The 1703-nt window shown below is 73.3% G+C and carries 1 protein-coding gene; it reads left to right on the forward strand.

The features are described 5' to 3' along the window. Positions 1-458: 458 nt before the first annotated feature. Positions 459-1703, forward strand: a 1245-nt coding sequence (purD, locus tag GXP76_RS35380; RefSeq protein ID WP_242575717.1) for a phosphoribosylamine--glycine ligase, incomplete at its 3' end; no start/stop codon positions are given.

Below are 1703 nucleotides of genomic sequence, written 5' to 3' on the forward strand. Positions count from 1 at the left end.
CCGCGCTCTCCGGACACGACCTGATCGTCCGCGAGCTGGGCGCCACCGTCGTCGAGGAGTATCCGAACGACTAGGCTCTGTCCGGCGGATCTTCGCGGAAAGTCCGGGGCGCCTGGTGCGGTGCATCGCAAGGCGGAGGATCGTGCTCGTACTGGACGTACTTGGACGACTCCGACAACGCGGCGAGGTGCCGTGCCAGGCGTTCCGGGCCCGCGAAGATCCGCCGGACAGGGCCTAGGGCCTTGATTCGGGGTGGCGCCGTCCGTCCGAAGGACGGGACCCTCAAGGTCGAGGATCGGCGTTGTGGATGGACCGGCCGTACCCGGCCGGCTCCGACAACGGGCGGGACTCCGAAGACCGGGCCTGGGGCGCCCCCCCCGCCCCGTACAAGCACGCCCGCCGTCCGGCCGCCGGACGGCAGGTCGGTCGTGGACACCGTCCCGGCTAGGCTGCCCCCCGTGAAGGTCCTAGTCATCGGCGGCGGTGCCCGCGAACACGCCCTGTGCCGCTCTCTGTCCCTCGATCCCGACGTCACCGCCCTGCACTGCGCGCCGGGCAACGCCGGCATCGCCGAAGTCGCCCGGCTCCACCCGGTCGACGCCATGGACGGCGCGGCCGTCGCCCGGCTCGCCACCGAGCTGGAGGCCCGGCTCGTCGTCGTCGGACCCGAGGCGCCGCTCGTCGCCGGGGTCGCCGACGCCGTACGGGACGCGGGCATCGCCTGCTTCGGCCCGTCCGCCGAGGCCGCGCGGCTGGAGGGCTCCAAGGCCTTCGCCAAGGACGTGATGGCCGCGGCCAGCGTTCCCACCGGGCGCAGCTACGTCTGTACGACCCCCGAGGAGATCGACAAGGCCCTCGACGCCTTCGGCGCCCCCTTCGTCGTCAAGGACGACGGTCTCGCCGCGGGCAAGGGCGTCGTCGTGACCGACGACATCGCCGCCGCCCGCGAGCACGCGCTCGCCTGTGGCCGCGTCGTCATCGAGGAGTTCCTCGACGGTCCCGAGGTCTCCCTCTTCGCCGTCACCGACGGCGAGACCGTCCTCCCGCTGCGCCCCGCCCAGGACTTCAAGCGGGCGCTCGACGGCGACGAGGGCCCCAACACCGGTGGCATGGGCGCCTACTCGCCGCTGCCCTGGGCCGACCCCAAGCTGGTCGACGAGGTCATGGAGACGGTGCTCCAGCCGACCGTCGACGAACTGCGCCGCCGTGGCACGCCCTTCGCCGGGCTGCTGTACGCGGGCCTGGCGATCACCAGCCGCGGTGTGCGGGTCATCGAGTTCAACGCCCGTTTCGGGGACCCCGAGACGCAGGTGGTCCTGGCCCGGCTGAGGACTCCGCTGGCCGGTGTCCTGCTGGCAGCCGCCGAGGGGCGTCTCGCCGACCAGCCGTCGCTGGTCTGGCGCGACGACGCGGCGGTCACGGTCGTCGTCGCCTCGCACAACTACCCCGGTACGCCGCGCACCGGCGACCCGATCGAGGGTCTGGCCGACGTCGTCGCGCAGGATGCGCCCCACGCGTACGTCCTGCACGCCGGGACGCGGCTGGCCGACGACGGCAGTACGGTCCTGAGCGCCGGTGGGCGTGTGCTGTCCGTCACCGCGACCGGCAGGGATCTCGGGCAGGCACGGGAGCGGGCGTACGCGGCCGTGGACCGGATCCGTCTGGACGGTTCCCAGCACCGTACGGACATCGCCCGCGACGCC

This window comes from Streptomyces sp. NP-1717 (genome assembly GCF_022695985.1).
GTDB lineage: Bacteria > Actinomycetota > Actinomycetes > Streptomycetales > Streptomycetaceae > Streptomyces.